At 71.9% G+C, this 23380-nt stretch carries 23 protein-coding genes and 1 pseudogene; 8 read left to right on the top strand and 16 right to left on the bottom strand.

All coding sequences use genetic code 11. From position 1 onward, the window contains the following. Positions 1-56 precede the first annotated feature (56 nt). From AB0B29_RS24405 to AB0B29_RS24420, 4 genes are all read right to left on the bottom strand, one after another. Complete coding sequence (locus tag AB0B29_RS24405; RefSeq protein WP_362243440.1) at positions 57-1007, bottom strand: cytochrome c oxidase assembly protein; 951 nt, start codon at positions 1005-1007, stop codon at positions 57-59. A 190-nt stretch (positions 1008-1197) separates the two neighbouring features. Next, positions 1198-2223, bottom strand: a complete 1026-nt coding sequence (locus tag AB0B29_RS24410) for a 6-phosphofructokinase (protein WP_362243442.1) — start codon at positions 2221-2223, stop codon at positions 1198-1200. A gap of 255 nt (positions 2224-2478) precedes the next feature. Then, on the bottom strand, positions 2479-3207 hold the full coding sequence (locus AB0B29_RS24415) for a type 1 glutamine amidotransferase (protein ID WP_102910632.1): 729 nt from the start codon (positions 3205-3207) through the stop codon (positions 2479-2481). A 23-nt stretch (positions 3208-3230) separates the two neighbouring features. After that, positions 3231-4469, bottom strand: coding sequence for a MurT ligase domain-containing protein (locus tag AB0B29_RS24420; protein ID WP_053674266.1), 1239 nt, complete (start codon positions 4467-4469; stop codon positions 3231-3233). Between the two features lie 158 nt (positions 4470-4627). Here AB0B29_RS24420 and def point away from each other — a divergent pair, with 158 nt between their 5' ends. Continuing rightward, complete coding sequence (def, locus tag AB0B29_RS24425) at positions 4628-5167, top strand: peptide deformylase (RefSeq protein ID WP_362243446.1); 540 nt, start codon at positions 4628-4630, stop codon at positions 5165-5167. 102 nt (positions 5168-5269) lie between these two features. On the opposite strand, the gene AB0B29_RS24430 is transcribed toward def, so the two are convergent. Next, positions 5270-5914 (bottom strand): TetR family transcriptional regulator, encoded by a 645-nt coding sequence (locus AB0B29_RS24430; RefSeq protein WP_053674268.1) that lies wholly within the window; start codon positions 5912-5914, stop codon positions 5270-5272. 172 nt (positions 5915-6086) lie between these two features. Between AB0B29_RS24430 and AB0B29_RS24435 the strand changes: the two genes are divergently transcribed. Next, complete coding sequence (locus AB0B29_RS24435; RefSeq protein ID WP_362243449.1) at positions 6087-7313, top strand: acyl-CoA dehydrogenase family protein; 1227 nt, start codon at positions 6087-6089, stop codon at positions 7311-7313. Here AB0B29_RS24435 and AB0B29_RS24440 read toward each other — a convergent pair. From AB0B29_RS24440 to AB0B29_RS24475, 8 genes and pseudogenes are all read right to left on the bottom strand, one after another. Further along, the gene (locus AB0B29_RS24440; RefSeq protein WP_362243452.1) at positions 7310-7831 is read right to left on the bottom strand and encodes a cupin domain-containing protein; all 522 of its coding nucleotides are present in this window, start codon (positions 7829-7831) and stop codon (positions 7310-7312) included. The two genes, AB0B29_RS24435 and AB0B29_RS24440, sit on opposite strands and share 4 nt — an antisense overlap. Before the next feature lie 7 nt (positions 7832-7838). Next, the gene (locus AB0B29_RS24445; RefSeq protein WP_362243455.1) at positions 7839-8795 is read right to left on the bottom strand and encodes a cytochrome P450; all 957 of its coding nucleotides are present in this window, start codon (positions 8793-8795) and stop codon (positions 7839-7841) included. 1 nt (position 8796) lies between these two features. Continuing rightward, positions 8797-9864: pseudogene (locus AB0B29_RS24450) on the bottom strand (type III polyketide synthase); the annotation flags it as partial. Between the two features lie 228 nt (positions 9865-10092). Beyond that, entirely contained in the window at positions 10093-10329 is a 237-nt protein-coding gene (locus tag AB0B29_RS24455; protein WP_033307522.1) for a DUF6213 family protein, read from the bottom strand. A 25-nt stretch (positions 10330-10354) separates the two neighbouring features. Next, the gene (locus AB0B29_RS24460; RefSeq protein ID WP_362243457.1) at positions 10355-11740 is read right to left on the bottom strand and encodes an NADP-dependent succinic semialdehyde dehydrogenase; all 1386 of its coding nucleotides are present in this window, start codon (positions 11738-11740) and stop codon (positions 10355-10357) included. A gap of 76 nt (positions 11741-11816) precedes the next feature. Further along, positions 11817-12275 (bottom strand): NUDIX domain-containing protein, encoded by a 459-nt coding sequence (locus AB0B29_RS24465; RefSeq protein WP_362243460.1) that lies wholly within the window; start codon positions 12273-12275, stop codon positions 11817-11819. Then, complete coding sequence (locus AB0B29_RS24470) at positions 12272-13810, bottom strand: ATP-dependent DNA ligase (protein WP_362243463.1); 1539 nt, start codon at positions 13808-13810, stop codon at positions 12272-12274. The genes AB0B29_RS24465 and AB0B29_RS24470 overlap by 4 nt, the downstream gene beginning before the upstream one ends. Before the next feature lie 132 nt (positions 13811-13942). Then, complete coding sequence (locus AB0B29_RS24475; RefSeq protein ID WP_362243465.1) at positions 13943-14920, bottom strand: NAD(P)/FAD-dependent oxidoreductase; 978 nt, start codon at positions 14918-14920, stop codon at positions 13943-13945. Positions 14921-14997: 77 nt separating this feature from the next. Between AB0B29_RS24475 and AB0B29_RS24480 the strand changes: the two genes are divergently transcribed. The 6 genes from AB0B29_RS24480 (at position 14998) to AB0B29_RS24505 (ending at position 20284) form a co-directional block, all read left to right on the top strand. Further along, positions 14998-15570 carry a helix-turn-helix domain-containing protein gene (locus tag AB0B29_RS24480; protein ID WP_362243468.1) on the top strand — a complete coding sequence of 191 codons (573 nt, stop codon included), beginning with the start codon at positions 14998-15000 and terminating at the stop codon, positions 15568-15570. A 117-nt stretch (positions 15571-15687) separates the two neighbouring features. Further along, positions 15688-16653, top strand: coding sequence for an NADPH:quinone oxidoreductase family protein (locus AB0B29_RS24485; protein WP_362243471.1), 966 nt, complete (start codon positions 15688-15690; stop codon positions 16651-16653). After that, entirely contained in the window at positions 16650-17831 is a 1182-nt protein-coding gene (locus AB0B29_RS24490; RefSeq protein ID WP_362243474.1) for an acyl-CoA dehydrogenase family protein, read from the top strand. The genes AB0B29_RS24485 and AB0B29_RS24490 overlap by 4 nt, the downstream gene beginning before the upstream one ends. Further along, positions 17828-18901 (top strand): acyl-CoA dehydrogenase family protein, encoded by a 1074-nt coding sequence (locus AB0B29_RS24495; protein ID WP_362243477.1) that lies wholly within the window; start codon positions 17828-17830, stop codon positions 18899-18901. Before AB0B29_RS24490 ends, AB0B29_RS24495 begins: the two co-directional genes overlap by 4 nt. Before the next feature lie 202 nt (positions 18902-19103). Next, complete coding sequence (locus AB0B29_RS24500; protein ID WP_362243480.1) at positions 19104-19967, top strand: phosphatidylinositol-specific phospholipase C/glycerophosphodiester phosphodiesterase family protein; 864 nt, start codon at positions 19104-19106, stop codon at positions 19965-19967. 122 nt (positions 19968-20089) lie between these two features. Next, positions 20090-20284, top strand: coding sequence for a hypothetical protein (locus AB0B29_RS24505; protein WP_104782004.1), 195 nt, complete (start codon positions 20090-20092; stop codon positions 20282-20284). 42 nt (positions 20285-20326) lie between these two features. On the opposite strand, the gene AB0B29_RS24510 is transcribed toward AB0B29_RS24505, so the two are convergent. From AB0B29_RS24510 to AB0B29_RS24520, 3 genes are all read right to left on the bottom strand, one after another. Further along, the gene (locus AB0B29_RS24510) at positions 20327-21559 is read right to left on the bottom strand and encodes a phosphodiester glycosidase family protein (RefSeq protein ID WP_362243482.1); all 1233 of its coding nucleotides are present in this window, start codon (positions 21557-21559) and stop codon (positions 20327-20329) included. 127 nt (positions 21560-21686) lie between these two features. Continuing rightward, positions 21687-22901: a bifunctional class I SAM-dependent methyltransferase/NUDIX hydrolase gene (locus AB0B29_RS24515; RefSeq protein ID WP_362243485.1), complete on the bottom strand. Its 1215-nt coding sequence runs from the start codon at positions 22899-22901 to the stop codon at positions 21687-21689. Positions 22902-22904: 3 nt separating this feature from the next. After that, the gene (locus AB0B29_RS24520; protein ID WP_362243488.1) at positions 22905-23303 is read right to left on the bottom strand and encodes a luciferase domain-containing protein; all 399 of its coding nucleotides are present in this window, start codon (positions 23301-23303) and stop codon (positions 22905-22907) included. Positions 23304-23380 lie beyond the last annotated feature (77 nt).

A 23380-nucleotide genomic window follows, 5' to 3' on the forward strand; every position in this document is an offset into this window, starting at 1 on the left:
TCCCTCCATGGTGCCCGGCGGACGCCCGGCGCGCACGGCCCGTACCGAAGAGGTCTTCAGCGCCCCGGCGTGTTCAGCGAGGCCAGATAGGCGTTGTACGCCTCCAGCTCCTTGTCCCCGTCGCGGTCGGCGGCCCGGTCGCTGCGCCTGGCCTGCCGCTGGTCCGAGGCGTACCACTGGAACAGCAGGGCCACCAGCACCAGCACGGAGGGGATCTCGCTGAAAGCCCAGGCGATGCCGCCCGCCGCGTTCTGGTCGGACAGCGCCTCGATGCCGAGCGAGGCGGGCGGGTTCTTGAACGTCTCGACCATCGGCTCGGACGCCATCATCAGCGCGATCCCGAAGAACGCGTGGAACGGCATGCCTGCGAACAACTCCAGCATCCGCATCAGGTAGCCCGGACGGTGCGGGCCCGGGTCCACGCCCATGATCGGCCAGAAGAACACCAGGCCCACGGCGAGGAAGTGCACCATCATCGCGATGTGGCCCGCCTTGGAACCCATCAGGGTGTCGAAGATCGGGGTGAAGTACAGCCCGTACAGGCTCGCGATGAACAGCGGGATCGTGAACGCCGGGTGCGTGATGATCCGCATGTACCGGCTGTGCAGGAACATCAGCAGCAGCTCACGCGGCCCCTTGCGGCCCCGCCCCGCCGTGGGCAGCGCCCGCAGCGCCAGCGTGATCGGCGCCCCGAGCAGGATGAGGATGGGCGAGACCATGCTGATGACCATGTGCTGCACCATGTGCACGCTGAACATGACCATGCCGTAGTCGTTCAGCCCGGTGCACATCATCAGCACGATGCTGAGCACGCCCAGGACGTAGGCGACCGTACGCCCCACCGGCCACTTGTCCCCGCGCCGGACGAGCCGTGCGACACCCCACCCGTACAGAGCCAGCCCGGCCAGGCACGCGACCAGGAAGAACGGGTCCGCCGACCACTCCAGACCTCGCCCCAGCGTGAACGGCGGCAGATCCATGGTCATGCCGTGCCCGCTGTGATCCATTCCGCCGGCTCCTGTTTCGTGGGGGTGTGCAGCAATCTGTCCGCCCATAAGAGTAGAACCGCCCCCGGTCGCGGCTACGACCGGGGGCGGTCCGTCGTCCCTCAGGGGCGCGGGGCCGTGTCCAAATGCGGCTCCGCCGCGCGGGCGCGACAAACCACGAACCACCCGCACCCGGCCGGCCACGGCACCTTCAGAGGACGCACTCCGCCTCGTCGTACCGATCCTCCGGCACCGTCTTCAGCGTCTCCACGGCCTCCGCCAGCGGCACCATCACGATGTCGGTCCCCCGCAGCGCGGTCATCTGCCCGAACTCAGCCCGGTGCACCGCCTCCACCGCGTGCCACCCGAACCGCGTGGCCAGCACCCGGTCGTAGGCGGTCGGCGTACCGCCCCGCTGCACGTGTCCGAGGATCACCGGGCGGGCTTCCTTCCCCAGGCGCCCCTCCAGCTCCACGGAAAGCTGCCGGGCGATCCCGGCGAACCGCTCGTGCCCGTAGATGTCCTTGCCGCCCTCGTCGAACTCCATGCTCCCGGCCCGGGGCTTCGCCCCCTCCGCCGCCACGACGATCGCGAAGCGCTTGCCCGCCTCGAACCGCTCGCCGACGCGCCTGGTCAGTTCCTCTATGTCGAAGGGCCGCTCGGGCACGACGATGGCGTGCGCACCGGCCGCCATGCCGGAGTGCAGCGCGATCCAGCCGGTGTGCCGGCCCATGACCTCGACCACCAGGACCCGCTGGTGGGACTCGGCGGTGGTCTTCAGCCGGTCCAGGGCCTCGGTCGCCACGCCCACGGCCGTGTCGAAGCCGAAGGTGACGTCCGTGACCGCGATGTCGTTGTCGATGGTCTTCGGCACGCCCACGACGGGCAGACCGCTGTCCGACATCAGCCGCGCGGCCTTGAGCGTGCCCTCGCCGCCGATGGGGATGATCGCGTCGAGGCCGAGCTCCTCGACATGTTCCTTGGCCCGCTCCACACCGTCCCGCAGATGGGAGGGCTGGACCCGGGAGGACCCGAGAATCGTGCCGCCGCGGGCGAGGATGCCACCCACCGCGTCGAGGTCGAGCTTGAGGTAGTCGCACTCCAGGAGGCCTTTCCAGCCGTCCCGGAAGCCGATGACCTCGTCGCCGTGGTCGACGACGGCGCGGTGCACGACGGACCGGATGACGGCGTTCAGGCCGGGGCAGTCGCCGCCGGACGTGAGGACACCAATGCGCATAGCCCGAAATACCTTCTCAACGTGGGCCGGGGACCGGACCACGTTGTCCGGCTGGAATCCCCGCCACCCTAGCGGCACCGAGGGGCCGGACCGAAGCACGCGTCCGCCTGCTGGACGACCCCGCTCACCTGTGCGGATGGGCCGTCATACGGGCTGTTGACCAGCAGGTTGACGCGTACCCCGGGCACGCTGCGGCGCTGTTCCCGGGCGGGCTGCTGCGCACCTGTGTCTACGCAGGCTGCTGCGCAGCTGTGTCTACGCAGGCTGCTGCGCAGCCGCGATGCGCTCGTTGCGCAGGGCCTCGTACCAGCGGTCGTCCGTCGGCGGCAGCGCGTTGACGTCGAGGGCCAGCTTCAGCAGCAGGTCCGCGATCAGCGGGTTGCGCGCGAGCACCGGCCCGTGCATGTACGTGCCGAAGACGGTGTCGTTGTACGCACCTTCCGTGCCGTCGCCCGTGCCGTTGCCGTTGCCGAAGCGCACCTGGGCGAGCGGGCGTGCGGTGGGGCCCAGGTGGGTGACGCCCTGGTGGTTCTCGAAACCCGTCAGCGGGGGCAGGCCGAGGCGCTGGTCGATGTCGCCCAGCACGTCGCCGACGCACCGCGCGCCCTCGCCGCGCACCGACACCACGTCCAGCAGCCCGAGGCCGGGCTCGCGCTGGCCGAGGTCGTTGATGAACTCGTGGCCGAGGATCTGGTAGCCGGCGCACACCGAGAACACGATGGCGCCGTTCTCCACGGCCCGGGTCAGTCCGCCGTCCCGGCGCAGCCGCTCGGCGGCGAGCCGCTGCGGCCGGTCCTCACCGCCGCCGATCAGGTAGATGTCTCCGGAGGTCGGGATGGGCTGGTCGCTGCGCACGTCCAGCCGGGCCACGTCCAGGCCGCGCTGCTGCGCCCGGCGTTCGACGACGAGGACGTTGCCCTGGTCGCCGTAGGTGCTGAGCAGGTCGGGATAGATCCAGACGACCCGCAGTTGGTTGTCGCTCACAAAAGTCCCCTGACGTCTCGTGCTCAGTTGCCGACCCGGCGGCGCAGGTCCTGGAACGCCGTGTAGTTGGCGATGACCTCGATACGGCCCGGCGGGCACGCCGCCACGGCCTGGTCGAGGTTCTCGTAGACCTGGAAGTGCTGGTCGGCGACCTCCAGGCGCACCGCCAGGTCCAGTCGCCGGTCGCCGACGACGCAGATCGGGTGGCCGGTCAGGCGCGAGTAGTCGACGTCCCACAGCCAGGAGGTGTCGGTGCCGTCGGCGGAGCGCGCGTTCACCGACAGGATGACCGGGGTGGGCGGCGGGTCGATCAGGGAGAACGTCTCCAGCCAGCCGGCCGGGTTCTTCGCGAGCAGCAGTCGCAGGTCACGGCCCTGGAACTGGACGACGTCGTACCGGCCGGCGACCGCCTGCACCTGGTACATGCGCTCCAGCGCGACCTGCGGCGGCACGCCGAACACGGCGGCGACGGCGGCAGAGGAGGCGGCGTTGGCCTTGTTGGCGCGGCCCGGCAGCTGGAGGTGGATCGGCCACGCCGAGCCGTGCGGGTCGAGCACGTGGTCACCGGAGAGCGCCCAGCTCGGGGTGGGACGGCGGAAGCCGCACTCGCCGCAGAACCAGTCGTCGCCGGGGCGCTGCATCACGCCACCGCACGACGGGCAGGACCAGGCGTCGTCCTTCCACATCTGCCCGGCGGCGACCCAGATCACATTGGGGGAGGACGACGCCGCCCACACCACCAGCGGGTCGTCGCAGTTGGCCACGACCACCGACTTGGAGCCCGCGAGGCCCTCCCGCCAGTTCTCGGCGAGCATGCGGGTCTCGGCGGCACGGTCGAGCTGGTCGCGCGAGAGGTTGAGCAGGGCGATGCACTTCGGGGCGGTGTCCCGGGCGACGCCGGCGAGGTACTTCTCGTCGACCTCGATGACGCCGTAGCGGGCGTCCGAGCTGCCGGCGAGGGCCGAGGTGATGCCGGCCGGCATGTTGGCGCCGAGCGCGTTGGAGACGACCGGTCCCGCCGCGCGCAGGGCCTCGGCGATGAGCCGCGTGGTGGTGGTCTTGCCGTTCGTCGCGGAGACCAGGATCACGTCCAGGTTCTGGGCGAGCCGGGCGAGGAGGTCGGGGTCGAGTTTCAGCGCGACCCGGCCGCCGATCACCGAACCGCTGCCCCGCCCTGCGGCGCGCGATGCCGCCGCGACCGCCTTGCCCGCGGTCACGGCCAGCTTGGCCCGCGGCGAGAGCGGGTCCGAGTTGCCTGCCATCAGTTCTCGATCCTCCTTGCGTACGCGCCGCGCCTTGAAGCCTGACGGCCACGTGGTGTGGACCTCAGCCTATCGAGATCCATTCGCACTCCCGAACCGCGGCACTGTGGCGAACTCGTGTGGGAGACGCGGACCGACAGGACCTTACTCTTGCCGCCATGCGACACAGCTCCATCCCCGGCGCCCACGGCCGCGTGAGACCCCTCACCCTGCACGGCGATCCGCTGCTGCACACCCCCTGCGCGGAGGTCACCGACTTCGGCTCCGAACTGGCCCGTCTCGTCGAGGACTTGTTCGCGACGATGTACGCCGCCCAGGGCGTCGGCCTCGCCGCCAACCAGGTCGGCGAGGCCGTGCGGGTCTTCGTCTACGACTGCCCGGACGACGAGGACGTCCGCCATGTGGGCCATGTGGTCAATCCCCGCCTGACCGAAAAGGACGGCGTGGTGATCCGGGGCCCGGAGGGCTGCCTGTCCCTCCCGGGCCTGGAAGCGGGCACGGAACGCCACGACCACGCGGTCGTCGAGGGCTTCACGATGACCGGCGACCCCGTCACCGTCCATGGCACGGGTTTCTTCGCCCGCTGCCTGCAGCACGAGTGCGACCACCTGGAGGGCCGGATCTACGCGGACCATCTCACGGGCTGGCGCCATCGCAAGCTGATGCGCCAGGTCAGCCGGGCTTCTTGGCGCCGGTGAAGGTGATTCGCCCTCTTTTCAGGGGCGCGGGGCTGTGTTCAATATGCGGCTCCGCCGCGTGGGCGCGACCAGCCCCCACGGCCCCGCACACGAACGCGGCGGTCAGAACCCCGGACCCCCCACCCGATCCCCCGCAGCAGCAAGACGCCCCCACAACAGGTCGGCCAGACTCCGCACCAACTCCGCACGGGAACAAGGCCGTTCCCCCAGCCACCAGTCCCCGGCCGCATGCATCATGCCGACGATCCCGTGCCCCCACACCCGCGCCAGCTGCTGCCCGCCCGGCCCGAGATCCAGCCGCTCCTCGATGACCTGCGCCAGCTCCTCGCCCATCCGCCGCAGCAACGGCGCGCTGTGCTTGCCGACATCGAACCCCGCGTCCCCCGGCTGGCCCCCCTCCGCGGGGTGCATCAGGAACCGGTACACCTGGGGCCGCAGCTCGATCGCAGTGAGGTACGTGTCCAACGTCGCCTCGACCCGCTCGCGTCGGTCCGCCGGCGCGTCCAGCGCCGCCCGCAGCGAGTCCAGCAGCGCGTCGGTGTGCCGCATGGCAAGGGCCGCGTAAAGTCCGCCCTTGTCACCGAAGTGCCGGTAGAGGATCGGCTTGGTGATGCCGGCTTCCGCCGCGATCGCGTTCATCGAGGCCTGCGGGCCGTCGCGCAGCACCACCCGGTCGGCGGCCTCCAGCAGCTCACGCCGGCGGCGGTCGGCGGACCGTTGCTGATCGGTCCGCTGCGTGGTGTCCATGGTCTCTCCCCACCCGTGCTGTTTCCATGACGCCTGCGAAAACTAACACTGAAGCGTGCCCCCGACACCGAACGGGTGCCGACCGGTCGGTAGGAGTTGACTTCGACTACCCGCCGGTAACAGACTGGTGTTACCGCAAGTAACATGCATGTGTGCCGCTGGAGGGGACGACATGGCCGAGTTCACCATGGATCTCAACGACGAACAGAAGGAGGTCCGGGACTGGCTGCACGGCTTCGCGGCCGATGTGATCCGCCCCGCGGCCGCCGAATGGGACGAGCGTGAGGAGACTCCCTGGCCGGTCATCCAGGAGGCCGCCAAGGTCGGCATCTACTCCCTGGACTTCTACGCCCAGCAGTACTTCGACTCCACCGGCCTCGGCATCCCCATGGCGATGGAGGAGCTGTTCTGGGGCGACGCGGGCATCGCACTGTCCATCGTCGGCACCGGCCTCGCCGCCGTCGGCGTCCTCGCCAACGGCACCGAGGAACAGATCGGCACCTGGATCCCGCAGATGTACGGCGACGCCAACGACGTCAAGGTCGCCGCCTTCTGCTCCTCCGAACCCGACGCCGGCTCCGACGTGGCCTCCATGCGCACCCGGGCCGTGTACGACGAGGCCAAGGACGAGTGGGTGCTCAACGGCACCAAGACCTGGGCGACCAACGGCGGCATCGCCAACGTCCACGTCGTCGTCGCGGTCGTCGACGCGGAGCTCGGCTCCAAGGGGCACGCCTCCTTCATCGTCCCGCCGGGGACGCCGGGTCTCGCCCAGGGCCAGAAGTTCAAGAAGCACGGCATCCGCGCCTCGCACACCGCCGAGGTCATCCTGGACAACGTGCGCGTTCCCGGCTCCTGCCTGCTCGGCGGCAAGGAGAAGCTGGACGAGCGGCTGGCCCGGGCGCGGGAGCGGGCCAAGGCGGGCGGCGAGCGCGTGAAGAACGCGGCCATGGCCACGTTCGAGGCTTCGCGCCCGGCGGTCGGCGCCATGGCCGTCGGCACGGCCCGCGCCGCCTACGAGGTCGCCCTCGACTACGCGAAGACGCGCGAGCAGTTCGGCCGGCCGATCATCGACAACCAGGGCGTCGCCTTCCAGCTCGCCGACATGCGGACGTCCATCGACGCGGCCCGGCTGCTGGTGTGGCGCGCCTCCTGGATGGCGATCAACGGCAAGCCGTTCACGGCGGCCGAGGGTTCGATGTCCAAGCTCTTCGCGAGCGAGACGGCCAAGAAGGTCACGGCCCAGGCGATCCAGATCCTCGGCGGCAACGGCTACACCCGGGAGTACCCCGTGGAGCGGATGCACCGGGACGCGGCCATCTACACCATCTTCGAGGGCACGAGCGAGATCCAGCGCCTGGTCATCGCCCGTACCCTCGCCGGCGTGCCCATCCGCTAGCGGTGCCGGAGCGGCGTCAGCTGCTCGATGTCGTAGCGCGCCCGCAGCGCCTCGATCGCCGCCTGGTCCGGCGGGCCCCCGTCCCCGAGGATCTCCAGCAGTTCCTCGAAGTACCGCTCGTGGTCGGGCGGCGGGCTCGCCTGGAAGAACATCTTCGCCGGTGCGTCGGTCGGGTTGGCGAACGCGTGCGGGCATCCCGGGGGCACGGCGATCACCGTCCCGGGCGTCGCCCGCACCACCCGGTTGCCCGAAGCGGACTGCCACGTCCGCCAGTTGTCGGGCGTGCGGATCCGCGGCTCGAAGGCGAGGACGTCCAGCTCGCCCTCGAGCACGTAGAACAACTCCTCGCTGCGGGTGTGCACATGGGCGCCGACGTCGAAGCCCGGGGGCACGACCACCTCGAAGGTGGAGGCCATGCGGGAGTGCGTGCCGGTCACCTTGAAGGTGACGCGCTGGGCGGGGGTCTCCATGATCCGGCCGTGGCCGGGCGGGACGAGCAGCCCTTCCGTCGCCGTCATCGCCGGATCACCAGGTCACGGGCAGGGACTCGAGCCCGTGGAGCCGCGAGCCCGTCCTGAGGGGCAGCTCGTCGGCCGGAACGAAGAGCCGAAGGCCCGGCACGCCGTCGAGGAGCGCGTCGACCAGGAGCTCCGACACCATCCGGCCCGGTAGACCGCCGGGCCAGCAGTGCGGGCCGCAGCCGAAGGAGACACGCCGGTCGGGGTCGCGGCCGAGGTCGCTCGTTCCCGGCTCGGGGAAGGCGTCCGCGTCGCGGTGGGGCAGTCGGCGCAGCAGTTCGTCGACGGTCCGGGGACGGATCTCCGGTTCGGCGCGCAGTCGTTCGGCGAGGTCGGGCCGGGTCAGCAGGACGTGGAACAACCGGACACTCTGGTCGGTGACCGCCTCACCGCCGATCCGGAGCAGGACCGCGAGACCGACCGCCTCCTCCAGGGTCACCTCCCCACGGCGCACGGCGGCCCCGAGCAGGGAGGCGACGTCCTCGCCGGTGCCGCCTTCGCGCAGGGCGATGAGATCGGAGAAGTAGGCGCCCATCTCCCTCCTGGCCTTCTCGCCGGCCTCGGCGCCGTGCGAGGAGGACAGGACCAGCCGGGTCCAGGCGTGCATGCCCTGCCGGTCGGCGGGCGGGACCCCCATCAGCTCGCAGATCGCCGCGCTGGGGAAGGGGCCGAGCACGGCCCGGGTCAGATCGGCGGGCGGGCCGTCCTGCAGCAACTCGTCGACCAGTTCCGCCAGCATGCGCCGGCACCGCTCGCGCACCCGCTCCACCCCCTGCGCCGTGAACGCGGCGGCGACGGCGCGGCGCGACCGCGTCTGGTCCGACAGGTCCAGGAGGCGGAAGGCGTCGCCGTCGCCGCCCCGGTCGACGGTGGCGCCGACTGGGGCGACGGTGGCGCCGGCCGGGCCGGGCGCGGGCCGGTCCAGGGCCGGGGACGCATCCTCGGTGATCGTCTCTCCGCTCATGTCACCTCGTCTCGTCCGCGCTGTGCCAGCGGCCCAGGGCCATCTCGGCGGTGATGCCGGGGCCGAACCCGGCGAGCAGCCCGCGCGCCCGGTGCTCGGTGCCGCCCTCGTCGAACAGCCGGCGCAGCGCGTCGAGGACGACGGCGCTGGCGATGTTGCCGTACTCGGTGAGCGTGGCCCGGCTGAACCGGAAGGCGTGCGGGTCGACGTGCAGGAAGGTGCTGAGGTCGTCGAGGATGCGGGGGCCGCCCGCGTGAACGATGTAGAAGTCCAGGTCGGAGGCGTCCCAGCCGTGGTCGTCGGCCAGGTCCTTCAGCACGGGCGCGAGCGGTTCCATCGTCGCCGGCACCCGCTTGTCCAGCAGGAAGTGGAAACCGGTCGCCTTCACGTCGTACGTGATCCAGTCCTCGGTCTTGGGGATCAGATACGAGCCGTTGCGCTCCAGCCGGATGCCCTCGCCGCCCCGGCCGCGGACCGCGGCGGCGGCGATGCCGTCACCGAACAGGCCGTTCGACAGCAGCGAGCCGACACCCATGTCGGTGGGCTGGTAGCACAGCGAGCAGAACTCGCAGGCCACGATCAGCGCGTTGGCCTGCGGGTATGCCGTGCAGAAGTCGTGGGCCCGGTTGATGGCCGCCCCGCCGCCCGCACAGCCGAGCTGGGCTATCGGAAGCTGCCGGGTCGTCGGCTCGAAGCCCATCTCGTTGATCAGCCAGGCCGTGAGCGAGGGCATCATGAAACCCGTGCACGACACGTAGACGATCAGGTCCACTTCCGTGGTGAGCAGCTCGGCGTCGTCGAGCGCCCGCTGGACGACCGCGGGAACCCGGGCCTTCGCCTCGGCCTCGTAGAGCTTGTTGCGGTCCGCGAACCCGGGGTGCTTGAGCGTCTCCTCGACGGGCTGCACGATGTGCCGGGTGCGCACCCCGGTGTTCTCTATCAGCCTCAGGGCCAGCGGCAGTTGGGGGTGCCCGGCGTGGCGCTCGCGCGCCAGCTCCAGGGTTTCCTCCATCGTGATCACGTGCTCTGGAACGGACACCGAGGGTCTGCACAAAGTCGCCATGAGCCGCGCCTGCTTTCGCCGCCCGGAAGGCTCTTCGCCCCCCGGTCAGAAGGTGGTTCACCACAAGGGTGGTCCACTCACGATCACCCGCCGGGGCGCCGACTTCGCGCGGAGCTACTCCGTACCGGGGACGCCGAGTTCCGCACCCGGGCGTGTCAGGTGCCGTGACCCGGCCGTGTCAGGTGCCGTGCGAGCGCGGGGAACCGCACGAGCACCCCCGGGCACCCCCACCACTCAGGTCGCGGTCCCACTGCTGTGCGCGATACAGGCGACGTCGATCCGGTCGGCCAGCTTCGCCAGCTCGATGGCCAACTCGGCGACCGTGTCCTCGTCCAGCCCCGACTCCCCGCCCTCCACGAGCCGCACCCACCGCCCCCCCACCGTCCGCAGGAGCTTGCTGACATCCGCCGCAGCCACCTGCAGGGTCCCGCGGTCGTCGACGATCAGAGGCAGAGTCACTTCGCGGTTCACAGACGGGATCGTAGCCCCGCAACACTCACGCACCATGCCAAACAGTGGTGATGTTGCAGAACTCGCGGATTCCGTGCCCGGACAGCTCACGCCCGTACCCGGACCGCTTCACACCGCCGAACGGGAACGCCGGGTGGGACGCGGTCATGCCGTTGAAGAACACCCCGCCGGCCTCGAGATCCCGGACGAACCGGTCGACCTCCCCCTCGTCGCGGGTCCAGACGTTGGAACTCAGCCCGAACGGGGAGTCGTTCGCGATCAGCACGGCCTCGTCCAGGTCGGCCGCCCGGTACAGCGTCGCGACCGGCCCGAACGCCTCCTCCCGGTGGATCCGCATCTCGCGGGTGATACCGGCCAGGATCGTCGGCGCGAAGTACCAGCCCGGCCCGTCCGTCCGTTCGCCACCGCACAGCACCTGGGCCCCGCTGCGCACCGCGTCGTCGACCAGTTCCTCCAGATCGCGCAGTCCCTGCTCGCTGGAGAGCGGCCCGACCTGGGTGTCGTCGGCCATGGGGTCGCCGACCTTCAGCGCCCTCATGCCCTCGGCGAACCGCTCGGCGAACGCGTCGTAGACGTCCGTGTGCACGATGAACCGCTTCGCGGCGATGCAGGACTGCCCGGTGTTCTGCACCCGCGCGGTCACCGCGACCTCGGCGGCCCGGTCGATGTCGGCGGAGGGCATGACGACGAACGGATCGCTGCCGCCCAGCTCCAGCACCGTCTTCTTGATCATCTCGCCGGCGGTGGAGGCGACCGCACGGCCCGCGGGCTCGCTGCCGGTGAGGGTGGCGGCCTTGACCCGCTCGTCGCGCAGGATCTCGTCGACCGCGCCGGAGCCGATCAGCAGGGTCTGGAAGGTGCCCTCCGTGAAGCCCGCACGGTGGAAGAGGTCTTCCAGGTAGAGGGCGGTCTGCGGGACGTTCGAGGCGTGCTTGAGCAGTCCCACGTTGCCCGCCATCAGCGCGGGCGCGGCGAAGCGGACCACCTGCCACAGCGGGAAGTTCCACGGCATCACCGCCAGCACCGGGCCGAGCGGCCGGTAGCGCACCCGGACGCGCGAGGCGCCGGAGTCCTTCACGTCGGAGTCCGCTGGTTCCTCGTCAGCGAGCAGTTCCTCGGCGTGGTCGGCGTACCAGCGCATCGCCTTGGCGCACTTCGCCGCCTCGGCGCGGGCCTGCTGGATCGGCTTGCCCATCTCGGTGGTCATCACGCGGGCGATGTCCTGCTGGTCCTCTTCGAGGAGGTCGGCGGCCCGGTGCAGCAGCCGGGCGCGCTCGTCGAAGGTCGTCGTCCGGTATGTGCGGAACGTGGCCTCCGCGAGCTGGAGCCGGCGCTCGATCTCCTGCTCACCCATGGCCTCGTACGTCTTGAGCGTCTCGCCGTTCGCCGGGTTCACCGTTGCGATGGGCATGACCGACCTCCCTCGGAGCGGGCTGTGTCTCGACCTTCCCGCGCTGCGGAGGGGACCGCAACGCGGGAGTGTCTCCTCAGTGCGAGTGCTCCGCCAGCCGGTCGAGAAACGCCGCCTGTGCCTTCACGATCACCGTGCGGGCCCGGTCGAGGCCGAACCAGGCCACCCGGTCCAGTTCGGGGAACTCCTGGAGCCGTCCGGACCTCGGCGGCCACTCCATCCGGAACGTGCCGGGCGTGATCGTCTCCGGGTCGAGGTCCGCCCGGAGCGCCCAGGCCGTGACGATCTTGCCGCCCGTCTGCCGGACCTCACCGAGATCGATGGCCTCCCCGTCGGGCGGGGGCAGCCCCAGTTCCTCCTGGAACTCGCGCCGGGCGGCCTCCCAGGCGGGCTCGTCCGGCTCGTACTCGCCCTTGATCACGGTCCATGCCCCGGCGTCGCGCCGGGCGAAGAACGGGCCGCCCATGTGGCCGAGCAGGACCTCGATGCCGTCGTCGGCGGGGTGGAAGAGCAGCAGGCCGGCGCTGCGCTTCACGGCTTGACCTCCGGGTGCGCGGCGAGCAGCGTCTCGACCGTGTCGGCGTCCTCGGGCCGCTTGTCCTCCCGGTAACGGATCACGCGCGCGAAGCGGAGCGTGACGCCGGCCGGATAGCGGGTGGAGCGCTGCAGGCCGTCGTAGGCGATCTCGACGACGAGTTCCGGGCGGACCTTCACCACGTAGGCGTCGGTCTCGACGGCGAGCTGCTGGAGGCGTTCGGTCTGCCAGGTGAGCATCGCGTCGGTCATGCCCTTGAAGGTCTTGCCCAGCATGGCGAGGCCGCCGTCGGCGGTGCGGGCGCCCAGGTGGAGGTTGGACAGCTTGCCGGTGCGGCGGCCGTGGCCCCACTCTGCGGCCAGGACGACCAGGTCGAGGGTGTGGACGGGCTTGACCTTCAGCCACGACGCGCCGCGCCGGCCCGCCCTGTAGGAGGCGTCGAGGGCCTTGGCCACGACGCCCTCGTGGCCGCGCTTCAGCGTCTCGGCGAGGAATTCCTCCGCGCCGGGCGTGTCGCCGGGCCCGGACACCAGCGTGCGCCGCACCCGCATCGGCTCGGGCACCAGCCGGGCCAGCTCGGAGTGCCGCTCGGCGAAGGACAGGTTCAGCAGGTCGTGCCCGTCGACGGACAGCGCGTCGAAGAAGACGGGGGAGACCGGCACGGCACGGGCGGCCGTCGTCACATCCGTGCGGGAGCCGACGCGGCCGGCGGTCTCCTGGAACGAGCGGGGGCGCCCGGCCTCGTCGAAGGAGATCACCTCGCCGTCGAGGATGAACCGCTCGCCCCGCAACTGCAGCACGGCGGACGTCACTTCGGGCAGGCGGTCGGTGATGTCGTCGAGCGTGCGGGTGTAGAGCCGCACGGTGTCGCCGTCCCGGTGCACCTGGACGCGGATGCCGTCCAGCTTCTCCTCGACCGCGCAGGCACCCAGCTTCTCGATCGCCTCGGCCACCGAGGAGGCGCTGTGCGCCAGCATGGGCAGTACCGGGCGGCCGACGGTGAGACGGAAGCGGTCCAGGGCGGGGGGCCCGTCCGCGAGCAGCGCCTCGGCCACCGCCTGGAGGGAACCCGCGAGCATCACGGCCCGCCGCACGTCCGCGGGCGGCGCCCCGGTCGCCTGGGCCAGCCCCTCCACCGCCACCGCGTCCAGGGCGCCCTGCCGGACCTCGCCGGTCAGCAGCCCGAGCAGGAACCGCTGCTCGTCCTCGGTCGCCGCGCCCATCAACTCCCCGACCAGCCGGACCCGTTCGGCCTGGGAGCCCGGACCGGACACCTCGGCGAGTACCGCCAGCCGGGCGTCCACCTCCCGCACGGTCAGGCCCGGCTCGGAGGCCGGCGCGACCGGGCGGCTCAGCACCTTCCAGCCGACGCCGATCCTGCCTTGCGGCAACCTTCCCGCCAGGTACGGGATGACGATCGGCACGTCCTCCGCCTCGGCGTCCCGGAAGAGTTCCGCGAGCAGGGCCGTCTTGCGGGACCGCGCGGAGGTGGCGGCGACCTCCTGGGACACTCTGGCCAGCCGGTGCAGCAGCATGCAGCCATGGTGCACCGGAGGCGGTGCCTCTACACCTGGTACACCTGGGCGGCCGTGCGGGAGCCGCTCGCCGGAGGCCCCGGGGCGTGCCGCGGGGTGACCGGGCGGGTCTCGGGCGGCGTGCCGTCGTCTCTACACCTGGGCGGCCGCATCGAGGTCGGTCATCAGCAGATCCCCGACGATGGCCGACGCCGCCCGGTAGCCGCCGCTGGCGGCGTGCACGACCTGCTCGGCGAAGCCGATCGCGTTGCCCGCGGCCCACACGCCCGGCACGGTCGTCAGGCCGGTCGCGTCGACCACCGGATACGCGCCGAACGGCGTCTCGTGCAGCTCGGCGCCCAGCCGCTCCAGCACGCCGGTCTGTGGAACGGCCCGGGGCGCGAGGAACAGCACCGAGCGCGCGTGCTCCGTACCGTCCGCGAGCCGGACGCCGGTGAGCCGGTCGTCCTCGACCACCAGCCCCGTGACCTCTCCGGGCACCACCTCCACCCCGGCCGCCGCGAGCCGGCGCAGATCCTCGTCGGACAGCTCCTCCTCGGCGACCGTGTGCAGGAAGAACCGCACGTCCTTCGACCACTGGGACACCATCAGCGCCTGGTGCACACTCGCCGGACCGGTGGCCAGCACCCCGAACGGCTGGTCGCGAACCTCCCAGCCGTGGCAGAACGGGCAGTGCAGCACGTCCCGGCCGAACCGCTCGGCGACCCCGGCGACCGCGGGCAGCTCGTCCCTCAGCCCGGTCGCGACGACCAGCCGCCGGGCCCGCACGGTCCGGCCGCCGGCCAGCACGACGGTGAAGCCCTCCCCCTGGGCCACGGTGAAGTCCTCGTCCTGCACCCCGGTGAGGTCCTCGCCCCGAGTCACCTCCACCACCCGGTCCCGCACCAGCTCCACGCCGTAGCGCGCGATCTCCTCGCGGCCGGCCGCCAGGAACTCGGCGGGCGGCATGCCGTCCCGGGTCAGATAGCCCTGCATGTGCGCGGCGGGTGCGTTGCGCGGCTCGCCCGCGTCGACCACCAGCGTGCGGTGCCGGGCCCGCCCCAGCACGAGCGCGGCGGACAGGCCCGCCGCGCCCCCGCCGATGACCACCACTGCGTACTTCTCGGTCATGTGACCACCTCCGCTGCCGAGCGTCGCCCCGGCCCTGCGGGATTGACAAACGCCTTTGCCGAACCTGCAATACGGCCATGACGACGGACGAGGTACTCGCGGGCGTGGGCCCCCGGCTGCGGCAGATGCGCAAGGAAAGGGAGGTGACCCTGGCGGCGCTCTCCGAGACCACCGGCATCTCGGTCAGTACCCTCTCGCGGCTGGAGTCCGGCCTGCGTAAACCCAGTCTGGAACTGCTGCTGCCCATCGCGCGCGCCCACCGGGTGGCGCTGGACGAGCTGGTCGGGGCCCCGCCGGCCGGTGATCCGCGGGTGCGGGCCAAGCCGATCGTGATGGGCGGCCGCACCCACTGGCCCCTCACCAGCCGTCCTGGCGGCCTGCAGGCCTACAAGGTCCTCGAACCGAAGCGCAAGCAGGAGCCGGATCCCCGGACCCACGAGGGCTACGAGTGGCTGTACGTGCTGTCCGGGAAGCTGCGCGTGGTGCTGGGCGAGCACGACGTGGTGCTCACGGCGGGGGAGGCCGCCGAGTTCGACACCCGGGTGCCGCACTGGTTCGGGTCGACGGGGGAGGGGCCCGTGGAGTTCCTCAGCCTGTTCGGTCCTCAGGGCGAGCGGATGCATGTGCGGGCCCGGCCGAAGGGAGCGTGACGCAGGGGATGCCTCTGCGCGGGACTTTGCACGGAGACTGTTCCCTGATCGGCAAGCGACCGCTTAGTATGCGAACCGACCCCGGTCAGACGAAGCAGTCCCCCGTGGAGGCCCCGCATGCAGGCATGGCAAGTGCACGAGAACGGCGAGCCGGGCGAGGTGATGCGGCTCCAGGACGTCGAGCCCCCCACTCCCGGTGACGGCCAGGTGCTGCTGAGGGTGCGCGCGGCCAACATCAACTTCCCGGACGCCCTGCTGTGCCGCGGCCAGTACCAGGTCAGGCCGCCGCTGCCGTTCACCCCGGGCGTGGAGATCTGCGGCGAGACAGAGGACGGCCGCCGTGTGATCGCCAACCCGGCGCTGCCCCACGGCGGCTTCGCCGAGTACGCCGTCGCGGACGCCGCCGCGCTCCTGCCCGCGCCCGACGCCCTCGACGACGCCGAGGCCGCGGCCCTGCACATCGGCTACCAGACGGGCTGGTTCGGTCTGCACCGCCGGGCCGGTCTGGAAGCCGGCGAGACCCTGCTCGTCCACGCTGCCGCTGGAGGGGTCGGCAGCGCGGCCGTGCAGCTCGGGAAGGCCGCCGGCGCCACCGTCATCGGTGTCGTCGGCGGCTCCGGGAAGGCGGCCGTCGCCCGCGAGCTGGGCTGCGACGTCGTGATCGACCGGCGCTCCGAGGACGTCGTCGCCGCCGTCAAGGAGGCCACCGGCGGCCGTGGCGCCGACGTGATCTACGACCCGGTCGGCGGCGAGGCCTATGCGCAGTCCGCCAAAGTCGTCGCCTTCGAGGGGCGGATCGTCGTCGTCGGCTTCGCGAGCGGCACGATCCCCAGCCCCGGCCTGAACCACGCCCTGGTGAAGAACTACTCGATCCTCGGCCTGCACTGGGGTCTGTACAACACCAAGAACCCCAAGCTGGTCCAGCACTGCCACGAGCAGCTCACCGAGCTGGCAGCCCGGGGCGCGATCAAGCCGCTGGTGAGCGAACGCGTGCCGCTCGGCGGGGCGGCCGCCGCCGTGCAGAAGGTGGCGGACGGTGTGACCACAGGCCGCATCGCGGTCGTCATGGAGGAGGCGGCATGACCGACGCCGAGGAACTGCGCAACCGCACCCGGGAGTTGCTGGCCGCCCACCCGCCGGCCGCCACGGACCGACTGGACTTCCTGCGGGCCCGCTTCGACGCCGGACTCGCCTGGGTGCACTACCCCGAAGGCCTCGGCGGACTCGGCGCGCCCCGCTCCCTGCAGACCGTCGTGGACGCAGAGCTGGAGGCCGCCGGGGCGCCCGACAACGACCCGCGCCGCATCGGCATCGGCCTCGGCATGGCCGCGCCGACGATCCTCCAGTACGGCACCGAGGAGCAGAAGCGGCGCTACCTGCGGCCGCTGTGGACGGGCGAGGAGGTCTGGTGCCAGCTGTTCAGCGAGCCGGGCGCCGGGTCCGACCTCGCCGCGCTGGGCACCCGGGCCGTGCATGAGGGCGACGGCTGGCTGGTCAACGGGCAGAAGGTCTGGACGTCCAGTGCCCATGTGGCCCGCTGGGCGATCCTCATCGCCCGCACCGACCCGGAGGTGCCCAAGCACCGGGGCATCACCTACTTCGTGTGCGACATGACCGACCCGGGCGTCGAGGTGCGGCCGCTGCGGCAGATCACCGGCGAGGCCGAGTTCAACGAGGTGTTCCTCACCGACGTCCGCATCCCGGACTCGCGGCGCCTCGGCGCGGTCGGCGACGGCTGGAAGGTCGCGCAGACCACCCTGAACAACGAGCGCGTGGCCATCGGCGGCATGCGGCTGCCCCGCGAGGGCGGCATGATCGGCCCGGTCTCGAAGACCTGGCGCGAGCGGCCCGAACTGCGCACCCACGACCTGCACCAGCGGCTGCTGAAGCTCTGGGTGGAGTCCGAGGTCTCCCGCCTCAGCGCCGAGCGGCTGCGCCAGCAGCTCGTCGCGGGCCAGCCCGGCCCCGAGGGCGCCGGAATGAAGCTGGCCTTCGCCCGCCTCAACCAGGAGATCAGCGGCCTGGAGGTGGAACTCCTCGGCGAGGAGGGCCTGCTCTACGACGACTGGACCATGCGCCGCCCGGAGCTCGTCGACTTCACCGGCCGCGACGCCGGCTACCGCTATCTGCGCTCCAAGGGCAACAGCATCGAGGGCGGGACCAGCGAGGTCCTGCTGAACATCGTCGCCGAGCGGGTTCTCGGCCTGCCCGCCGAACCGCGCACCGACAAGGACGTCGCCTGGAAGGACCTCGCCCGATGAGTGACCTGTTGTACTCGGAAGAGGAAGAGGCGCTGCGCGCCGCCGTCCGCGACCTGCTGACCGACCACTGCGACGCCCCCGGCGTCATCGCCCGCACCGAGTCGGACAGCCCCCACCACCTGCCCCTGTGGAAGGCCCTCACCGACGGCATGGGCCTGGCCGGCCTGCTGGTGCCCGAGGAGCTCGACGGCCAGGGCGCCACCCACCGCGAAGCCGCCGTGGTGCTGGAGGAACTGGGCCGCGCGGTCGCACCGGTGCCGTATCTGACGAGCGCGGTCGTCGCCACCGAGGCCCTGCTGGCCTGCGGCGCCGACGACCTGCTGCGTGCCCTCGCGACCGGCACGACGATCGGCACCCTGGCCGTCGCCCTCCACGTCGCGCCGGGCGCCGCCTACAAGGTGGTCCGGCACGAGGACGGGTTGCTGCGCGGCGAGTTGACCGGCATCGCGGACGCGGCAGCCGCGAACGTGCTGCTCGTGCCGGCCGACGACGGCGGTCTGTACGCGGTCGACGCCACCGCCGCGACCGTCACATCCCAGACCTCCCTGGACCTGACCCGGCCGCTCGCCACCGTCACCCTCGACGGGGTGCCGGGGCGGCTGCTGGGCGACGCCGAGCCCGCCGTACGCCGCGCCCTGCGCGCGGGCGCCGGACTGCTCGCCTCCGAGCAGTTCGGCCTGGCCGAGTGGACGCTGACGGAGACCGTCCGCTACCTGAAGGAGCGCAAGCAGTTCAACCGGCCCGTCGGCGGCTTCCAGGCCATCAAGCACCGGCTGGCCCAGCTGTGGCTGGAGGTCGTCAACTCCCGTGCGGCCGCCCGCAATGCCGCCGACGCCCTGACGAGGGGCGAGGACGTCGACGTGGCCGTCACCGTCGCCCAGGCCTACGCGGCACCCGTGGCCGTGCGCGCCGCCGAAGAGGCCCTGCAACTGCACGGCGGCATCGGCATGACGTGGGAGCACCCCGTGCACCTGTATCTCAAGCGCGCCAAGGCCGACTCGATCGCCTACGGCACGCCGGGAGCCCATCGGGAAGCCCTCGCCGCACTGGTCGACCTCCAGGCCCCCTGACGCCCCCTCTCGACTCAGGCAACTCCCGGGGGAGAACCCGGACAGGCCCGTCCCGCCAGGGGCGGGCCTGTCCGTGCGCGCCGGTCCGGCGAAGTGAACCCGTGGCTTCCGTCCGGCCAACTCCGCGCGTGGGCCTGCTCCTTGAGCTGTGCGGACCCCATACTCGCAGGGTCCCCGTACGGCATCTCCAGGGAGGCGGAGCATGGCCCTCACCACCCGTCGCACGGCCCTCACCACCTTCGGCGCAGCCCTGGCGGGCTCGATCGCCCTGCCCGCCACCCCCGCACCCGCGGGCGAACGCAGGCACCGGCGCCACCCGTTGTGGCGCGCCCACGCCCACAACGACTACGAGCACCCCCGCCCGCTGCTCGACGCCCTCGGCCATCGTTTCGGCAGCGTGGAAGCCGACATCCACCTCGTGGGCGACCAGCTCCTCGTCGCCCACGACCCCGAGGACCTCGACCCGTCCCGTACCCTCGAGTCCCTCTACCTCGCCCCGCTCGCGTCCCGCGTCCGGGCCCACCACGGCTCGGTGTACCGGGGGTACCGCGGCTCGCTGCAACTGCTCATCGACATCAAGACCGAGGGCGCCTCGACCTACCGCGCACTCGACCGCCGGCTCCGGTGCCACCGGGACCTGTTCACCACGTACGCCCACGGCCGTGTCCACCGCGGTCCGGTCACCGCCGTGATCTCCGGCGACCGCGCGGCCCGTGCGCCCATGGAGGCCCAGACCGTCCGGCGCGCCTTCTACGACGGCCGCCTCGCCGACCTCGGCAGCCCCGCGCCCGCCTCCTTCATCCCGCTGATCAGCGACAACTGGACGCTGAACTTCACCTGGCAGGGCGTGGGTCCGTTCCCCGACGCCGAACGCCAGAAGCTGCGGGGCATCACCGAGGCCGCCCACAGGCGCGGGCAGCGGGTGCGGTTCTGGGCCACTGCGGACCTGGCCGGACCCGCCCGCGACGCGGTATGGGCCGAACTGCTCGCCGCCGGTGTGGACCACCTCAACACCGACGACCTCGCCGGCCTGGAAGCGTTCCTCGACGCCCGGCGGGCGGCTTAGGGCGACAGCAGGACACCACACGTTCGGCGGACAGGTCAGCCGCCCGAACGAACCCTCCGCTACGCCACACTTGCGGCCGAACGCCGTGAACCGGACATGGCGGCGTGGCGGAGGAGTTGACGATGGCCATTTCCATCTCTGTGGTGCTGCTGCTCGCGATCCTTGCGGTGATCTTCCTGCGCAACGGCGGGCTGAAGGTCTCCCACGCGCTGGTCTGCCTGCTGCTCGGCTTCTATCTCGCCAGCACCAGCATCGCCCCCACCATCCACAGCGGCATCACGGCGACGGCGGAGATCGTCAGCGGCCTCCGGCCCTGAGCCCGCCCCGGGGATCGTCAGCGGTCTCAGCCCTCCCTGAGTTCACCCCGAGAACACACCGATGCCGTTCGGGACAAGGCGTTCGACGCCGCCGCTGGGATGGTTGCGCACGGAGACCGCGCTCGCGCCCGGTTGCCGCGCGACCAGCGTCGACGATCCGCCGCCGTCCAGGCTGAAGGCGTCCTGAGCGCCCAGGTTCCGCATGGTGGCGGCGACTTCGGCGATCGTCAGGCCGCTGCGGTAGGCGGCGGCGCCGTCCAGCGCGAGCAGCAGGACACGGCGCCCGTCGTCGGCGATCCCCACGGCCGTACGGACGGCCGAGGTGGTGTCGTCGAGCCCCGGCAGCGGCTGCCCGCCCGAGAGCACCGGGTAGCCGCCCAGGGCGAGCCGGTACGCGACGCCGTTCGCCGCCACGAGGCTGTGCTCGACCTCGACCGGCTCACCGATGGAGAACTTGCGCAGCTGCTGGGCGCCCGCCTCCCGACCGACCAGCACGGTGGTCCCCTCGGCGATCGGGCCGCTGCCCGGAGTGTCGGCGGCCGAGACGACCGTGCCGTCGCGGACCGTCACCTCGTAGGTGTCCGTGCTGCACGGGGCGGCGCGGTCCGTGTCCGTGCCGCAGGTGGCGCGCACCCGCGACACGCTGCCCCACTGGGAGGTGAACGCACCGACCGACCCCACCGGCAGCGCGTACTGATTGAGCCCGCCGAGCGGCAGCCGCGCCTCGGCCGTACGGACCGAACCGGCCAGCGCCAGCCGGTCCAGCCGTGCCCGCCCGTCGGTGCCGACGCCGAAGACGTCCTCGGGGGTCGTGCCGGGCGGCGGCTCCGGCCCGAAACGCTGTCCCTCCGGCACGGCGGCCTTGAGGGTCCGCCCGGCCGCGATCGCCGGACCCACACTCGCGCCGGTCGCCTCCACGCCCGGATGCTGCGTCTCGGTGATGTTGAAGAAGTCGCCGTTGACACCGGCGACGGCGCCCTGGGTGTCCGCCATCGCCGAGACCCGCGCGCGTGCGGCCACGGACCCTGGATACAGCAGATCGACCCGTACCTGCGGGTTGCCCAGCTCGACCCTCAGCACATGTGCGTGTGCCACCCCCCTCGCCGCCTGGATGTCGAACTCCTCGTACGTCACACCCGGCGCGACCCGTCCGCCCTTCTGCACGGCGCCGGCCGGAGCCGCCCCAGCCAGTCCCGCACCGACCAGCGCGCCGAACGCCGTGAGAAACGCCAGTACCGCTCTGCCTGTTCTCCGTCGCTCGCGACGACCTGCCATCGTGCCCCCTGATGCCTCGTCAACTGTCGGGAACCACAGAGGCAGTGCACCAGACGGGGGCGTCCGGCAGGGCGGCCGAGCGCGCACTACGCGGGAACGGCTGAAAAAACACACCCCACTGGGTGCTTCAGCTGTCACCCGTTCCGGTGTCGAACGGCGTGGCACGCGCCGGTGAGTGGTCGAGCGGAAGCCCGGGACGCCATATGTGCGCCGGCGCGTGGTCGATCGGCAGACCGGGCCGCCACAGGGTGAGGGCCTGTGCGCTGCACACGAACAGCTGCTCCGGCAGCCGGTCCAGGGCGAACCACCGCCAGCGGCCCACGCTCTCCCCGGGCTGGTCCGACGGCTCGCCCCGCCAGACGGTCACCCGGGCGGGCACGGTCATCCGGACGACACCTCCGACGTCGTCCAGCAGCGTCCCGAGCAGCCGGACGTCCTCGGGCCGCGCCACGAGCCCCGTCTCCTCGCCGAGTTCGCGCACGACCGTCTCCTGCAACGACTCCCCAGGCTCCACCGTCCCGCCGGGCAGCTCCCACGTCCCGCGCCGGTGCCGGCCCAGCAGCAACCCGCGCGGCCCGTACAGAACGGCACCCACGCCGAGCGCGGCGTGCGCCGGCGGCGGCTTGTCGACGCGTGGCCGGGAGGACACCCGGACGGGCCGGCTCACCCGAAAGAGCCGGTAGGAGGCCCTGTTGCCGTCCTCCGGGGCGTCGAGGACGTCGATCCCCTCCACCCGCAGCCCGTGCTCGGCCAGCAGCTCCGTCCAGAGCTCCGGGTCGAGCACCCACATGTGGACGGTGACGTCACCGCCGTCTGCGAGCCGCAGAATCTCCGGCCGGGCCGCGACCCGGTCCCACGGTCCGTCACCCCGGCTGTTGGTGTGCAGCACCGTGAAACAGAACCTGCCACCCGGCTTGAGCGCTCCCGCGAGGGCGGGCAACAGCCGGTGCGGATCGATGTACGGGACGGCGTTGACGGAGTAGACGACGTCATACGGCTCGGCAGTGAGCAGGTGCTCCACCGCGTCGGTGAGGACCAGTCGCAGTCCGGGCAGTGAGCCGTAGCGGGCTCGGGCCCGTTCGTACTGACCGGCCGAGGCGTCGACCGCGTCCACCAGCGCCCCGTGGGCCCTCACCAGATGGGCGGCGTGCCGAGCCGGACCGCAGCCGAGGTCCAGCACCCGCCGGCCCGTCAGCTCCCCGAGAACCTCGCTCCCGGGTCCGCCGCCCGCGAACCCCCAGTCGATCCGGGCCGCCTCGGGCAGCGCCGTGCCCCGGCGCAGATGGTGCGTTCCGTACGCGTCCCACGCCTCGGCGTTGGCCGCCTCCGGTTCTGCCGCCAAGGCTCAGCCGCCCGCCACCGCGTCACGCGGCAGCACCGTGACCCGGTGGAAGTTGCACCCGGCGAGCCGTGCTCCGTCGTCATCGGCAGGCGGGGCATGGTGAGCCTTGAGGGCGATGCTCATCAGACTCAGCAGCAGATCGACGTCCGCCTCACAGTCGAGGTGGATCGTCACCCAGCACGATCCGGGCAGCAGGTGGATCGCGCTCGAACCGGCGAGGTCGTAGTGGAAGCGCTGTATGGCCCGGCGGGTGAGGTGGAGATCGACGTCCCGTGAGGAGTGGAAGTGGACGATCTCGTCACGGACGGAACGAAGCGCCCTTCCGGTGCCGCAACTCGCCGGGCCCGCCTTGAGGTCGGGCCAGGCCTGCAGGCGCTCCATGGCGCGCTGGGCCAGAGTCATGGCCCCATCGTCGCCTGATCACCGGTCCGCAACCAGAGGTTGAGCGATTTGTAACCGGGACGTGAGGTGGACGGCAG

Source organism: Streptomyces tibetensis, from assembly GCF_040647715.1.
In the GTDB taxonomy this organism is placed as follows: domain Bacteria; phylum Actinomycetota; class Actinomycetes; order Streptomycetales; family Streptomycetaceae; genus Streptomyces; species Streptomyces tibetensis_A.

Coding starts and splice junctions, on each gene's coding strand:
- AB0B29_RS24420 (WP_053674266.1), bottom strand. CDS start 4,469: ATGGCAGGCAACTCGGACCCGCTCTCGCCGCGGGCCAAGCTGGCCGTG.
- AB0B29_RS24430 (WP_053674268.1), bottom strand. CDS start 5,914: ATGGACACCACGCAGCGGACCGATCAGCAACGGTCCGCCGACCGCCGC.
- AB0B29_RS24405 (WP_362243440.1), bottom strand. CDS start 1,007: ATGGATCACAGCGGGCACGGCATGACCATGGATCTGCCGCCGTTCACG.
- AB0B29_RS24445 (WP_362243455.1), bottom strand. CDS start 8,795: ATGAGCGGAGAGACGATCACCGAGGATGCGTCCCCGGCCCTGGACCGG.
- def (WP_362243446.1), top strand. CDS start 4,628: ATGCGACACAGCTCCATCCCCGGCGCCCACGGCCGCGTGAGACCCCTC.
- AB0B29_RS24520 (WP_362243488.1), bottom strand. CDS start 23,303: ATGACTCTGGCCCAGCGCGCCATGGAGCGCCTGCAGGCCTGGCCCGAC.
- AB0B29_RS24470 (WP_362243463.1), bottom strand. CDS start 13,810: ATGCTGCTGCACCGGCTGGCCAGAGTGTCCCAGGAGGTCGCCGCCACC.
- AB0B29_RS24475 (WP_362243465.1), bottom strand. CDS start 14,920: ATGACCGAGAAGTACGCAGTGGTGGTCATCGGCGGGGGCGCGGCGGGC.
- AB0B29_RS24440 (WP_362243452.1), bottom strand. CDS start 7,831: ATGACGGCGACGGAAGGGCTGCTCGTCCCGCCCGGCCACGGCCGGATC.
- AB0B29_RS24485 (WP_362243471.1), top strand. CDS start 15,688: ATGCAGGCATGGCAAGTGCACGAGAACGGCGAGCCGGGCGAGGTGATG.
- AB0B29_RS24435 (WP_362243449.1), top strand. CDS start 6,087: ATGGCCGAGTTCACCATGGATCTCAACGACGAACAGAAGGAGGTCCGG.
- AB0B29_RS24480 (WP_362243468.1), top strand. CDS start 14,998: ATGACGACGGACGAGGTACTCGCGGGCGTGGGCCCCCGGCTGCGGCAG.
- AB0B29_RS24490 (WP_362243474.1), top strand. CDS start 16,650: ATGACCGACGCCGAGGAACTGCGCAACCGCACCCGGGAGTTGCTGGCC.
- AB0B29_RS24460 (WP_362243457.1), bottom strand. CDS start 11,740: ATGCCCATCGCAACGGTGAACCCGGCGAACGGCGAGACGCTCAAGACG.
- AB0B29_RS24500 (WP_362243480.1), top strand. CDS start 19,104: ATGGCCCTCACCACCCGTCGCACGGCCCTCACCACCTTCGGCGCAGCC.
- AB0B29_RS24495 (WP_362243477.1), top strand. CDS start 17,828: ATGAGTGACCTGTTGTACTCGGAAGAGGAAGAGGCGCTGCGCGCCGCC.
- AB0B29_RS24505 (WP_104782004.1), top strand. CDS start 20,090: ATGGCCATTTCCATCTCTGTGGTGCTGCTGCTCGCGATCCTTGCGGTG.
- AB0B29_RS24510 (WP_362243482.1), bottom strand. CDS start 21,559: ATGGCAGGTCGTCGCGAGCGACGGAGAACAGGCAGAGCGGTACTGGCG.
- AB0B29_RS24410 (WP_362243442.1), bottom strand. CDS start 2,223: ATGCGCATTGGTGTCCTCACGTCCGGCGGCGACTGCCCCGGCCTGAAC.